Raw genomic sequence first — 13,492 nt, 5'->3', positions numbered from 1 at the left:
TTCGTCATGGCTGAAATCTCTTACCAGAAAGCGTCTTGCATCTACGAAGGTGCCGGGACCCTCGCTGTCGATTCACTCGATCTCGACATCAACGACGGGGAGTTCATCGTGCTCGTCGGTCCGTCAGGTTCCGGAAAGTCCACGGCCCTGCGCATGTTGGCAGGGCTCGAGGACATCGATTCCGGCGCGATCACCATCAACGGCAAGGACATGACCGATGTCCCGTCCAAGGATCGCGACATCGCAATGGTCTTCCAGAATTACGCGCTGTACCCCAACAAAACCGTCGGGGAAAATATGGGGTTCGCGTTGAAGATGCGCGGTGTGCCCGTCGAGGAGCGTAAGAAGAAAGTGGCCGAAGCGGCCAAACTGCTTGACCTGACTGACTATCTCGACCGCAAGCCGGCCAAGCTTTCCGGTGGTCAACGGCAGCGAGTTGCCATGGGCCGAGCTATCGTTCGTGAACCGCAAGTGTTCTGCATGGACGAGCCGCTCTCCAACCTCGACGCAAAGCTACGCGTCCAGACCCGCACGCAGATCGCGGCGTTGCAGCGTCGTCTCGGAACCACCACCGTCTACGTCACGCACGATCAGGTGGAAGCGATGACGATGGGTGATCGCGTGGCAGTGCTCAAGGGCGGCAAGTTGCAACAATTCGCTTCTCCGACCGAACTTTACGATCGGCCGGCCAATGCGTTTGTTGCCGGCTTCATCGGATCTCCAGGTATGAACTTGGTAACGGCGCCGGTCAGTTCGGGTGGGGTGCGTTTCGGCGACGTCGAGGTTCCGCTGGACCGCGAGCAGATGGCGGCAATCGCCGCGGCCGGTCTGGCTTCGGTCACAGTGGGAATTCGGCCCGAGCAATTCCAGGTGGTTGCTGCCGGAGACGGAATCGCAGCTCAGATCGACCTGGTAGAGGAACTGGGCAACGAGTCGTACATCTACGCACACGTGCCTGGTACCGAAGCCGACCCGATCTCGCTCGTTGCACGCACCGGCGGTCGATCGAAGCTGCAGTACGGCCAGACGCTGGGCTTCGAGCGGGTGGACGGCCTCGTTCACCTCTTCGACCCGGCTACGGGCGAGCGTGTGGGTAGCTGAATCCCATCACATCTATCTTCGACTGGTGAGAAGGTTAGGGTCTACCGATGAGTGATACACGCGAACGATCCGTCGTGGTGTGTGGTGAGGGACTGGTTGATCTGGTTCCGGTGGGGGAGAACTTCTCACCCAAGTTGGGCGGTGGACCGTTCAACGTTGCGATTGCACTGGGTCGACTCGGATCCGACGTGGGATTCGTCTCTCGCTTGTCCACCGACGCTTTCGGAGATCGGATGATCGACTCGCTGGCCGCGTCCAATGTCGACACAACTGGGGTCGAACGTGGGCCCGAGCCGACAACTCTGGCCGTCGTGAACCTTGCAGCGGACGGAGGTGCGCGGTATTCCTTCTACCTCGAGGGAACGGCGGATCGACAGTTCGCGCTGCCGAAACTTCCCTCTGCCCGGGCATTCTCGTTCGGAACGCTGTCGCTGGTGCTCGAGCCCGGGGCCTCTGCCTACGAAGCTTTGCTGCACGAAGCACACGCCCGCGGTCGACTCACCATGGTCGACCCCAACATTCGTCCGGCGGTGATCTCCGACCCGGACGCGTATCGACGACGGTTTCGTTCGTGGTTGCCCGCCATCGATATTCTCAAAGTGAGCGACGACGACGCGAAGTGGTTGGGTTCGGTCGACGGCGCCGAGTGGCTCCACGAAGGCGTCGGCGCCGTCCTGCTCACCCGTGGTGGTGACGGGTTGCGGTTGATCACCGAGGAACTCGATGTTTCGGTGCCGGCGCCCGCGGTCGACGTCGCGGACACGATCGGTGCGGGCGATACCGTTCACGGAGCCCTGTTGGCCTACCTTGATCGTCACGACGCACTCGACGTCGCTGTTGTGCGTGCGTTCACCGAGGCAGATTGGTCGGCCGCGTTGACCTTTGCCGCACGCGCGGCAGCCGTCACCGTGTCACGTCCCGGGGCGGATCCGCCGTGGTCAAGGGAGTTGGGCCTGCCCGTCTAGCACTGGGGACCACCGCCCTACTGCGAGCGCAGTACGTCGAACTGCCTACCTGTGCACGATGTGCGACGGGGTCGTGTATCGGCACAGTGACACGCATGTCGATATTCCTGTACAAACTCTCGCGACTCGCGTTTCGGCGCCGTTGGGCAATGGTGGGCTTCTGGGTCGTCCTGCTGGTGGCGGGCGGAGTAGGCGCAGCAACGCTGTCCGGTCCGACCGTCAATACGTTGTCGATTCCGGGCACCGAATCACAAGCGGCGCAAGATCTTCTGGCTGAAAGATTTCCGCAATCGTCCACCGACGGAGCCAGTGCTCGCATCGTCTTCGAATCTCCGGCGGGCACGACGCTCACCGATCCGGCGATTCGACAATCCGTCAGTGACTTGGTCTCTGCGCTCGGGAAGGATCCTGAGATTGCAGCGGTATCGGATCCGTATGCCTCCGGCGGAGTGTCGCCGACTGGGACGATCGGATACATGCAGGTCTCCTATACCGCCGACTCGATGGACTTACCGGACAGTTCGAAAGAACTGCTCGAGTCCGCCGTCCACGACGCCGCGGATTCAGGGCTGGCAGTCGATGTTGCCGGCAACGTGCTGATGGAAAGCAGCGCCGAATCGATGGGAGAGGTGATCGGAGTCGCGATCGCCGCGGTGGTGCTGACCGTCACCTTCGGTTCCTTGGTTGCGGCGGGGCTTCCCTTGATCAGCGCGTTGATCGGCATCGGCATCGCGATCTGCACGATCACAATCGCAACTGGTTTCATCGAATTAGGTTCGAGCACAACCGTCCTGGCAATGATGCTGGGGCTCGCCGTGGCGATCGACTATTCGCTCTTCATCGTCTCGCGCTACCGCTCCGAACTACGTGACGGACATGATCCAGAAATTGCTGCGGGCCGCGCAGCGGGGACTGCGGGTTCGGCCGTAGTGTTCGCGGGGTTGACGGTGCTCATCGCATTGGCAGGACTGTTCGTCGTGAACATCCCGTTCCTGACGAGCATGGGTCTGGCTGCAGCATTCGCAGTTGCTGTTGCAGTGGTGATTTCACTGACGCTGCTGCCCGCCACACTCGGATTTGCAGGGTCGCGCGTCATGAGTCGGTCTGATCGTCGACTGCTGGCGTCCGGCGGTGAACTGACACACCGGAAACAGTCGGAGGGGGCGGGCTCGCGATGGGCCAAGTTCGTGATCCGGCGTCGAGTTCCGGTTTTGCTCGCGTCAGTCCTCGGGCTGGGATTGCTGGCGATCCCCACATTCGGAATCAACCTGAGTTTGGCGAGCCCACCAGTGCCCGACACAACTGCCGCCAGGGCTACCGACCGACTATCCGAGGGGTTCGGTGCCGGGTTCAGCGGTCCGCTCATGGTGGTCGTCGACGTTGCCGACGCCGCAGATCCGGCAGCGGCATTGAGCGGCGCCCAGGAAAAGCTCGGTGCTCTGCCCGACGTAGCGGCAGTGACGCCGCCAGCACTCAATCAGGCCGGCGATACAGCAGTCATCACGGTGGTTCCCTCGAGTGGCCCGGAAACCGAGGCAACAAAGGCGCTCGTCGCAGATATACGTGAGGTCGCCGGATCACTGACCGACGAGACCGGAGCCACGATGTCGGTCACCGGTCAGACAGCGTTGACGATCGACGTTTCGGATCGCCTGGCCGACGCCCTGGTTCCCTACCTCGCATTGGTCGTCGGCCTCGCCTTCATCCTCCTGATGTTGGTGTTCCGCTCGATCTTGGTACCACTCAAGGCAACTCTCGGATTTCTGCTCTCGATCGGTGCGACGTTCGGTGTGCTGGTCGCGATCTTCCAGTGGGGTTGGTTCGCCGGCATTCTCGGAATCGAAGGTCAAACCGGATCAGTTGTGGCGATGTTGCCCATCTTCATGATTGGCATCGTCTTCGGGTTGGCGATGGACTACCAGGTGTTCCTGGTGACCAGAATGCGTGAAGCGTTCGTCCACGGTGACGGACCGGATGAAGCAGTCGTGAAGGGCTTCGACCAGGGTGCCCGAGTGGTCACGGCCGCGGCGCTGATCATGATCGCCGTTTTCGCGGGCTTCATCTTCGGCGGCGACGCCTTCATCATGCAGATCGGACTCGGACTCTCGTTCGCGGTTCTGTTCGACGCCTTCGTGATTCGTATGACCGTCGTACCGGCCGTCATGTCCCTGTTGGGCTCGAAGGCATGGTGGTTCCCCTCATGGCTGGACCGGTTGGTCCCGAACGTCGATGTCGAGGGGGAGCAGTTGACTGCGCTGCTCGCAGATTCGAAGGAATCCAGTGAACCCACGAGCGACAAGTTGTCGGTGTGACCCGGATACGGTAGATCGATGACTTCGACATCGACGTGGGGTCGATGGTGTGCGGAACACCCGCGCACCATCGACCTGGCACTGGCGATTCTCGTGCTCCTTGCCACGTGGACGGCGCACCGCATCGCGCTCGACGGCAATGACACCCGCGAGGTCACGGTTGTGGGAGTGCTTGTAACAGCGATCGCAGCGGCAACCATCGTGTTCCGAAGGCGCTATCCGTTCTCGGCACTGGCGGTGGCAGTACTCCTCGGCGTATTGATGATTGCACTGTCAGCGCCGCCGAATGCCGGCACAGGTTCCGCAGCGATGGTGTGCCTCTACTACGTTGCCAGCACGAGTGACCGCCGGAGGACCTTCTTCGCAGCGGCGAGCACAGTCAGCCCGCTGATGCTCGTCACAATCTTCCTGGGAGTGGGGAACAATCTCCTGCAGGAGGCACTGGGGTTGTTGGCTTGGTTGCTGATGGCAAGTTTTGCCGGCGCCGAGGTCCGTTCTCGCCGAGCCTATCTGGAGTCCGTCGAGGCGCGCGCGGTGCAAGCGGAAAGAATGCGCGAGGACGAGGCCCGACACCGCGTCGTCGAAGAAAGGATGCGGATTGCGCGAGACCTGCACGACGTTGTCGCGCACCACATTGCCTTGGTCAACCTGCAAGTCGGGGTCGCGTCGCACTTGATCGGGAAAGACCCCGAGAAGGCGACGACTGCACTACGCGGAGTGGAGGAAACGTCCAAGGCGGCACTCGATGAAATTCGGGCCACGGTCGGAGTTCTCCGTGACGCTCAGGACGGTGATCGCTCGATGAAACCGGCTCCGGGGCTTTCGGATCTACCGGCACTGGTGGATCAATTCGTCAGTGCGGGAATGGAAATCGAAGTGCGCGCTGTGGGTTCGCTGCGCCCTCTCGGGCCAGCAGTAGACCTCACGGCGTACCGAATTGTCCAGGAAGCACTCGTGAATGCGAGCAAGCATGCGTTGCCAGGGGCCGTCACCGTGTCGTTGTCGTACGAAGCCGAGGTTCTGGTGCTGTCGGTCGAAAACTCCGGAACAGCAGTGCCTTCGACGTCGCCACCCGGGTACGGACTGCTCGGAATGAAAGAGAGGGCTCAGGCAATGGGAGGCGAAGTGTCAGCAGGATTCCGCGCGGACGGGGGATTTCGTGTGGACGCCCAACTGCCGCTTGTCTCGGTGTCCAGGGGTTCGGAGAGTGGGGAGTCGTGAGTATTCGGGTGGTAGTGGCAGACGATCAGGCGCTCTTCCGTCAAACGCTTGCGCTGCTGATCGGTTCGGAAGAGGACATGGAGGTGGTCGCCGAGGCTGCAGACGGAGAGCAGGCATTCCAGGCGGCGCTCGAGCACCGACCCGACGTTGTATTGATGGACATTCGAATGCCAGGCACCAGCGGAGTCGAAGCGACCGCCATGATTGCCGATCATCCGGATTTGACCGACGTGCACGTGTTGATCCTTACCACCTTCGAAGTGGATGAGCATGTGGCACAGGCGATCCGGGCTGGAGCCAGCGGCTTCATCGGCAAAGGAATCCGAGCCGAGGATCTACTCGATGCTGTTCGGACGGTCGCAGGTGGGAACTCTTTGCTGTCGCCGATTGCGACCAGCGCGTTGATTTCTCGGTTCCTTTCCACTCCGTCGCGGGCCGACTCGACTTCTGGGATTTTCGGTCAGTTGACCCCACGCGAACTCGAAGTGGTAACCCTCGTTGCCCTCGGGATGTCCAACGACGAAATCGCCGCGGAATTGGTGATCAGCGCGGTCACGGCAAAAACCCATGTGAATCGTGCGATGACAAAACTGGATGTTCCCGACCGTGCGCAACTGGTGGTTCTCGCATATCAATGCGGTGTGGTGATTCCGGGACGCTCGGTGGATTGACTCGAGAAACTCTTGACTCGAACGGGTGTTCGAGTACGATATGGGGAGGGGATCGGGGGATTCAATGAGTGTCTATCTGTCGGACGTGGTTTCGGGTTCTGCGGTGGGGTTACGCGGACGCCTGTGGCAGTTGTCTGCTTCTGAGTTGCGTGAGGCTGCTGTCGAGGCGTGTGCGGAGATTCTGCGCCTGGAAGCCGTTCGAGTGGCGGTGGTCGACGAACTCTCGTTGCGCCCGGATGATCAGGTGATCGCCAGTCGCGGGGTGGGTGCGTGGTTGGCGGCTAACACGATGCTGCAGGTTCGGGACGGGAAGAAGATCGCCGCGTTAGGTGCAGCTTTGCGGCCGTTTCCGGCGGTGGCTGCTCGGTTCGATGGCGGGGATTGCTCGTTCGAGCATGCCGTGTTGATCGTGGCGTTCTGCGAGTCACCGCCGAAAGGCATGCCGGAGGAGGCATTACCGAAGTGCATCGATTTGTTGTTGGCGGCTGCGTCGGGTGTGGAGGCGACGACGACGAAGGTGCGGAACGTGATCGCGACATTGGAGAGGTTGTTCGAATCGGATGAGATTCCACCCGCCGAGGATACCGACCTCAACGAGCTGCGGATCGCGTCGACATTGAACGGTCGAGTGGTGGTGCGCGGTGATTTCGACGCCCTCACCGGTGAAATGTTGTTGTCGGCGTTGTCGAATCTGACGATGCCGACCCAGGCACCGGATGGGACGCCGGATTCTCGGTCGGCGGCGAAGCGGACCGCGGACGGGTTCACGGAACTGATCCGGCGGTATCTCGATTGCGCTAAGACCGGCACCGATGGTGGTCAGCGGCCGCACGTGAACGTGCACATCAACGCTCGGGATCTGGCGGAGCATCGGGACTGCGCCGCCGCACCCGCTGCTTCTGATGACGGAATGGCTGTGTCGGATCTCGATGTCGGGCACATGCCCTGGCTGGGCCCGCTGTCGGTGTCGCAGACCAGGCTCCTCGGGTGTGATTGTTTCCTGTCGACCGTTCTGCTCGACGATCACGGCGCGCCCTTGGATGCGAAACCAGGAAAGAGGTTGGTCACCGCCGAACAACGGACTGCGTTGATTGCCCGCGACAGAGGCTGCGCGTTCCCGGGTTGCACATGCGTGCCGGCCTGGACTGATGCGCACCACATCCGGCACTGGGCGAACGGTGGCCCGACGGTGATGAACAACCTGGTCCTGCTGTGCCGTTCACATCACCGACTGATGCACCGCAAATCCGGGTTCGTCGGCAAATGGGCGATCCGAATCGGTGTCGACAACAAACCGTGGTTCATCCCGCCGCCCTCGATCGACCCCGGGCAGCACCCGCGGCCGGCGAACACCACCTTCAAAACCTGAGGACGAACCTCAGATGCACCAGAACATGCCCAGGTCTGTTTCAGACCCGCTGCTCTGTGTCCGACCGATTGGTGGGAGGTGGAGTCGAATGGTTGCGTGCTTTCGGGGCGGCTCTACTTTCGGGTGCCCGTGTGGCCTGTCCCACTCAGTGGGTCATTATTCCGTTGTTGCCGCGCCGGTTGTGCCAGGTCATTTGGACGGCTGACCTGCACCGCAAAATCTTTTGTTAGAACACGTTCCAATTTCGCAGATTTGTGGCTATGGTCACAGAGTTAGATGCGGGTGTGCGAATGAAAGGGTGAAGTGACGTGAAGACCAAGGGTGCAATCCTGTGGGGCCTCAATGAAAAGTGGTCCGTCGAGGAGATCGAGATCGGCGAGCCGGTAGCCGGCGAAGTTCAGATTCGCATGGAAGCGGCCGGAATGTGCCACTCCGATCACCACATCGTCACCGGCGCGACCCCGATGCCGTCGTTCCCCGTCATGGGTGGGCACGAGGGTTCGGGCGTCATCACCAAGCTCGGCCCGGAGGTCAAGGGTCTGGAGGTCGGCGACCACGTCGTTCTGTCCTTCATTCCGGCTTGTGGAACCTGTCCGGCGTGTTCGGCCGGTCATCAGAACCTGTGTGACCTCGGGATGGGCCTCCTCAGCGGCCAGGCCATCAGTGACGGCACGTACCGGATCCAGGCTCGCGGCGAAAACGTGATCCCGATGTGCCTGCTAGGGACGTTCTCGCCCTACATGGTCGTGAACCAGTCGTCAGTGGTGAAGATCGACAAGGACATTCCGTTCGAGGTTGCCGCACTCGTCGGTTGCGGCGTCCCGACCGGTTGGGGATCGGCAACCCACATCGCCGATGTGAAGCCCGGCGAAGACGTTGTGATCATGGGTGTCGGCGGCGTCGGTATCAGTGCGCTACAGGGTGCAGTTGCATCGGGCGCCCGGTACATCTTTGCCATCGACCCCGTGCCGTGGAAGCGTGAGCAGGCTCTGAAGTTCGGCGCAACGCACGCTTTCGAAAGCGCTGCCGCTGCCATTCAGCCGATCATCGACGCTACGTATGGCCGCATGGCACAGAAGACGATCATCACCGTCGGCGAAATGAGGGGTGAGTACGTCGAAGAAGCGATGATTCTGACGGCAAAGGCCGGCCGTTGTGTCGTCACCGCAATGGGGCACCTGACGGACATGGATGTGAAGCTGAACCTGTTCCTGATGGCGATGCTTCAGAAGGACCTTCAGGGCAACATTTTCGGCGGTGGCAACGCTCGCCAGGACGTGCCGAACCTCCTCGCGATGTACAAGGCAGGCAAGCTGAACCTCGACGACATGGTCACTCGGACCTACACGCTCGAAGGCGTGAACGACGGCTACCAGGACATGTTGGATGGCAAGAACATCCGCGGCGTCATCCGCTACACCGAAGCTGACTGGTGATCGGAAGCGCAACTCTTGTGCCAGTAGTCTGATCGGGTGCCCAGTACTCACAGTCTCGACGTAATCCAGCAGTGGCCGGTCGACAATGCGGCAGCGGTCGTCCTCTCCGGGAAGAATCCCGGTGAGGGCGACCGCATTCGTGGTTTCAGTGGCGACCAGGCGCATGTTTTCCCCCTGGCTTCGGTGACAAAACTGTTGTGCGCCTACGCGATTCTCGTGGCAGTGGAGGAGGGGGCGGTCGAGTTGGATGGGCCGGCCGGGCCTGAGGGGTCGACCGTTCGTCATCTCCTCGCACATGCTTCGGGATTGGCATTCGCCGAACGTGTTGTTCAGGCGCCGGTGGCGTCGAAGCGGATCTACTCGAGTGCGGGGTTCGAGGTGCTTGCCGAGTTGGTTTCCCGGGAGACCGAGATCGAATTTGCCGACTATCTGGCCGAGGCGGTGTTCGCGCCGTTGGCGATGACCAGCGCGGCTCTTGTCGGTCCGGCCGGTCACGGTGCGCAGGCATCGGCAGACGACTTGGCCAAGTTCGCGGCTGAACTGCTCTCGCCGACTCTGGTCTCGGCGCAGACGTTCGCAGAGGCGACAACTGTGCAGTTCCCGGGGCTCAACGGAATTCTTCCGGGTTACGGCTCTCAGCGCCCCAACGACTGGGGGCTCGGATTCGAAATTCGGGGCGACAAGCGTCCGCATTGGACGGGTCTCGAGAACTCGGCCGCTACCTTCGGTCATTTCGGCCAGTCCGGGACGTTCCTGTGGGTCGATCCCACGATCGATACTGCGTGCGTCGTGCTTACCGATCGCGATTTCGGTGATTGGGCCAAGCCTTTGTGGACCGAATTGTCGGATGGCGTGGTCGGTGAAGTTTCGCGGTAGAGCACAAATTTCTCTCCTTCCACTGGCGCAACACGGGTAACACAAGGCACACTGTTCAATCGAGCGTGCTGCACGAACTCGACAGAGGTCGTTGGGGAAGACGTCCCTCGTCGAAGCAGGAGGCTCGAGTGCGCGAAATGAATCAATTCGCGGACGTGACGACTGGTGTGGTTTACATCCACTCGTCGCCCGCGGCGCTGTGCCCGCACGTGGATTGGGCTTTGTCCGCCACGTTGGACAGCCCTGCCAAGCTCAGATGGACCTCACAGCCTGCCTACGACGGGCTTCTGCGTGCGACGACGGACTGGACGGGTCCCGTCGGAACCTGTGCCCGCCTGGTCGACTCGCTACGCGCGTGGCCGATGTTGCGGTTCGAGGTCACCGAGGACCCGAGTCACGGCGTCGACGGCGAACGGTACAGCCATGTGCCCGGTCTGGGCCTGTGGCGCGGATCCACCAGTGCGAACGGTGATGTCGTCGTAGGGGAGATGAAACTGCGGTCCATCATGAATTCCGGTGGAGACATCGCCGCGGAAATCGATCGGGCGATAGGCGCACCGTGGGACGAGGAACTCGAACCCTTCCGGAGTTCAGGCGAAGGTGCCGAAGTGACATGGCTGCGAAGGCGTGTCAGCTGACCGAGGTCCATCCTGAACCCTGAGCGCTCTCGCGGCTTGAACGACAAAGACTCGAATGACAAAGGTGGGCCCCGCCGTATCGGCGAGGCCCACCTTGCTGTCCAGGGTTGTCAGAGCGGAATGTTCTTGTGCCGCGCGCGGACAGATGGTGCAGACGCGAGGGCAGCGGTCACGATGCTGCGAGTCTTCGCCGGGTCGATTTCCTCGTCGACGACGCCGATTTCGACCGCGCGGTCGACGCCGCCCGCGATTGCCTCGTGCTCGGCAGCGAGTCGGTCGTGCAATGCTTCACGCTCGTCGTCCGGTGCAGCTGCGAGGGCCCGCTTGTGCAGGATGCCGACAGCAGCCTTCGCACCCATCACGGCTACTTCGGAGTTGGGCCAAGCGAATACGGCCGTGGCTCCCAGTGCTCGCGAGTTCATCGCGATGTAGGCGCCGCCGTAGATCTTTCGAGTGACGACGGTGACGCGGGGGACCGTTGCCTCGGCGAAGGCGTGAAGTAACTTCGCTCCGCGTCGGACAACGCCTTCCCACTCCATCGAGACGCCCGGCAAATACCCGGGAACATCGACGACGACCACGAGCGGCACGCCAAATGCGTTGCACAGTCGCACGAATCGAGCGGCCTTCTCTGCACTTTCGGAGTTCAGGCACCCCCCGAGTCGCAGTGGGTTGTTCGCAATGACGCCAACGGTGCGTCCGGCCATCCGGCCGAAACCGGTGACGATGCTCCGAGCGTAATTGCCTTGCAGTTCTTCGAAACTCGACTCGCCTTCGACGTTGTCGAGCATTTCGTGAACGATCGGACGAACGTCGTACGCGCGTTTCGCGGAGGCAGGCATCATGGCGCGCAGATCGCTGTCGCCGAGTTCCGCTGCCCGCTGATCGAATTCGCCCTGCTCGCACATCATCGAGACCAGGCGGCGCGCGCGGTGCAATGCGTCGGCCTCGTCGTGTGCGGCGATGTGCGCGACACCCGACTTCTTGGTGTGTGTGTCCGGACCGCCGAGTGACACCATGTCGACCTGTTCGCCGGTGACACTACGAACTACGTCTGGGCCGGTGACGAACACTCGGCCTTCCGGCGCCATGATCACGACATCGGTGAGGGCTGGACCGTATGCGGCTCCACCAGCCGCGAAGCCGAGCACGACGGAAATTTGAGGTATGAGACCCGACGCGCGGACCATGGCCTCGAAGACCAGTCCGACGGCGTGGAGCGCCTCGACGCCTTCAGCCAGACGCGCGCCACCGGAGTGCCAGAGGCCCACGATCGGGGACTCTTCCTCGATGGCGGTATCGATGGCTTTGACGAGGTGTTTGCAACCGTCGACGCCCATGGCGCCACCCATGACAGTGGCGTCGGAGCAGTATGCGATGGTGCGGACGCCGTCGATGTTTCCGGACGCAGCGAGCACACCGGACTTGTCACGGGCGTGGAGCGGCACTGTTGTGCCGGGGTCGAACAGATTTTCCAGGCGCGCAAGAGGATCGCGCGGGTCTGTCGATGATTCGGACTTTGTCACGGGGGCCAGGATGGTCATCGCGTCCTCCTTCAGTACGAGCCTTGGGTGGAACGAAAGGTCGGTGTTGTCCGCGGGTGGCGTTGTGTTGCAACGACACCCGCGGACAGGTGCAAACCGCGGTTCGGGCTAGGCCCGACCGAAGGCGAGCGCGACATTGTGCCCACCGAAACCGAACGAGTTGTTCAGTGCGAAATCGAAAGAGCCGGTTCGGGGTTCACCCTTGACGACATCGAGATCGATTTCTGGATCCTGGCTGTCAACATTGAGCGTGGGCGGGATGATCCCGTCACGCACTGCCAGAACCGTGAGGACTGATTCGAGGGCGCCGACAGCGCCGATCGAGTGTCCCAGCGCGGATTTCGGGCCGTACACCGCAGCGTGATTGCCGACCGCTGCGTTGATTGCCTTTGCCTCTGCGATGTCACCGATCGGCGTCGCAGTGGCGTGGGCGTTGATGTGCTTGATGTCGGACTTCGTCAGTCCGGCCATCTCGATTGCTCGGGTCATGGCTCGCGCCGCGCCCAGGCCTTCCGGATGCGGTGCCACGATGTGGTACCCGTCCGAAGTGATTCCGGAACCAAGCAGGCGGGCGTGAATCGTTGCCCCGCGTGCCTTGGCGTGCTCCTCGGTTTCGAGGATCATCAGGGCGCCGGCTTCGCCGAAGACAAATCCGTCGCGGTCCTTGTCGAAAGGACGTGAAGCTGCGGCCGGATTGTCGTTGTTGGTGCTCATCGCACGCATCATGGCGAAGCTCGCGATCGGAACGGCGTCGATGAAGCTCTCGACTCCACCAGCCACAACCATGTCCGCGTCACCCATGACAAGCATGCGGTGAGCGTGAGCAATTGCCTCGGAACCTGATGAACATGCCGACACCGGAGTGATGACGCCACCGCGGGCCCCGAGTTCGAGCCCGACTGTTGCGGCCGGTCCGTTGGGCATGACCATCTGCACCGAGAACGGGGACACCTTGCGGTATCCGCCGCCACGGAGCTTGTCGACGGCGTCGATGAGCGTGTCGCCGCCGCCGAGTCCGGTGCCGATGACAACGGCCAGGCGGTCCTGATCGACTTCAGGGCTGCCGGCGTTGCTCCAGACCGTGCGACTCAACGTGAGGGCAAGGCGTTCCACCCAGCTCATCCGTCGAATTTCGACGCGGGACAAGCCCTCGTCCGGTGAAACCTTCAGGTGCCCGCCGATGCGAATGGGAAGGTCGAACTCGTCGATGAACGGGTCATCGAGGATTCCGATGCCGCTTTCGCCGGCGAGTAGCGCCTTCCACGTGCCATCCACATCACCAGCCACCGAGGTCGACGTCGCGAGGCTCGTGACGACGATGTCGGGGAATTTCCCTTTGCGGGTAGAAGCGGAAGTCAC

General features: G+C 61.9%; 11 protein-coding genes. 9 read left to right on the top strand and 2 right to left on the bottom strand.

The window, feature by feature from the left end:
- The first annotated feature begins 6 nt into the window (after positions 1–6).
- The 9 genes from RHP72_RS17645 to RHP72_RS17605 all read left to right on the top strand — a co-directional run bounded on the left by RHP72_RS17645 (position 7) and on the right by RHP72_RS17605 (position 10,589).
- Positions 7–1,101, top strand: coding sequence for an ABC transporter ATP-binding protein (locus RHP72_RS17645; RefSeq protein WP_042450146.1), 1,095 nt, complete (start codon positions 7–9; stop codon positions 1,099–1,101).
- A 47-nt stretch (positions 1,102–1,148) separates the two neighbouring features.
- On the top strand, positions 1,149–2,066 hold the full coding sequence (locus RHP72_RS17640; RefSeq protein WP_007731141.1) for a carbohydrate kinase: 918 nt from the start codon (positions 1,149–1,151) through the stop codon (positions 2,064–2,066).
- A 95-nt stretch (positions 2,067–2,161) separates the two neighbouring features.
- Positions 2,162–4,378, top strand: a complete 2,217-nt coding sequence (locus tag RHP72_RS17635; RefSeq protein WP_161120651.1) for an MMPL family transporter — start codon at positions 2,162–2,164, stop codon at positions 4,376–4,378.
- 18 nt (positions 4,379–4,396) lie between these two features.
- Positions 4,397–5,599, top strand: a complete 1,203-nt coding sequence (locus tag RHP72_RS17630) for a sensor histidine kinase (RefSeq protein ID WP_161120650.1) — start codon at positions 4,397–4,399, stop codon at positions 5,597–5,599.
- Positions 5,596–6,270: a response regulator transcription factor gene (locus RHP72_RS17625; RefSeq protein ID WP_311093644.1), complete on the top strand. Its 675-nt coding sequence runs from the start codon at positions 5,596–5,598 to the stop codon at positions 6,268–6,270. The genes RHP72_RS17630 and RHP72_RS17625 overlap by 4 nt, the downstream gene beginning before the upstream one ends.
- Positions 6,271–6,334: 64 nt before the next feature.
- Positions 6,335–7,639, top strand: coding sequence for a DUF222 domain-containing protein (locus RHP72_RS17620; protein WP_311093643.1), 1,305 nt, complete (start codon positions 6,335–6,337; stop codon positions 7,637–7,639).
- A 308-nt stretch (positions 7,640–7,947) separates the two neighbouring features.
- Positions 7,948–9,075, top strand: coding sequence for an NDMA-dependent alcohol dehydrogenase (locus tag RHP72_RS17615; RefSeq protein WP_007735481.1), 1,128 nt, complete (start codon positions 7,948–7,950; stop codon positions 9,073–9,075).
- 36 nt (positions 9,076–9,111) lie between these two features.
- Positions 9,112–9,951: a serine hydrolase gene (locus RHP72_RS17610; RefSeq protein ID WP_007735479.1), complete on the top strand. Its 840-nt coding sequence runs from the start codon at positions 9,112–9,114 to the stop codon at positions 9,949–9,951.
- 128 nt (positions 9,952–10,079) lie between these two features.
- Positions 10,080–10,589 (top strand): DUF3145 domain-containing protein, encoded by a 510-nt coding sequence (locus RHP72_RS17605; RefSeq protein WP_003941617.1) that lies wholly within the window; start codon positions 10,080–10,082, stop codon positions 10,587–10,589.
- A gap of 110 nt (positions 10,590–10,699) precedes the next feature.
- On the opposite strand, the gene RHP72_RS17600 is transcribed toward RHP72_RS17605, so the two are convergent.
- Entirely contained in the window at positions 10,700–12,133 is a 1,434-nt protein-coding gene (locus RHP72_RS17600; RefSeq protein WP_003941597.1) for an acyl-CoA carboxylase subunit beta, read from the bottom strand.
- Positions 12,134–12,241: 108 nt separating this feature from the next.
- Positions 12,242–13,492, bottom strand: coding sequence for a KasA/KasB family beta-ketoacyl-ACP synthase (locus tag RHP72_RS17595; RefSeq protein ID WP_003941591.1), 1,251 nt, complete (start codon positions 13,490–13,492; stop codon positions 12,242–12,244).

The sequence above is a fragment of the Rhodococcus sp. SG20037 genome (genome assembly GCF_031763325.1).
Taxonomy (GTDB): Bacteria; Actinomycetota; Actinomycetes; order Mycobacteriales; family Mycobacteriaceae; genus Rhodococcus_F; species Rhodococcus_F qingshengii.
Note: the sequence above shows the minus strand (reverse complement) of the source record. Positions and strands in the feature narration are given on the sequence as shown.

Coding starts and splice junctions, on each gene's coding strand:
- RHP72_RS17645 (WP_042450146.1), top strand. CDS start 7: ATGGCTGAAATCTCTTACCAGAAAGCGTCTTGCATCTACGAAGGTGCC.
- RHP72_RS17640 (WP_007731141.1), top strand. CDS start 1,149: ATGAGTGATACACGCGAACGATCCGTCGTGGTGTGTGGTGAGGGACTG.
- RHP72_RS17635 (WP_161120651.1), top strand. CDS start 2,162: ATGTCGATATTCCTGTACAAACTCTCGCGACTCGCGTTTCGGCGCCGT.
- RHP72_RS17630 (WP_161120650.1), top strand. CDS start 4,397: ATGACTTCGACATCGACGTGGGGTCGATGGTGTGCGGAACACCCGCGC.
- RHP72_RS17620 (WP_311093643.1), top strand. CDS start 6,335: ATGAGTGTCTATCTGTCGGACGTGGTTTCGGGTTCTGCGGTGGGGTTA.
- RHP72_RS17600 (WP_003941597.1), bottom strand. CDS start 12,133: ATGACCATCCTGGCCCCCGTGACAAAGTCCGAATCATCGACAGACCCG.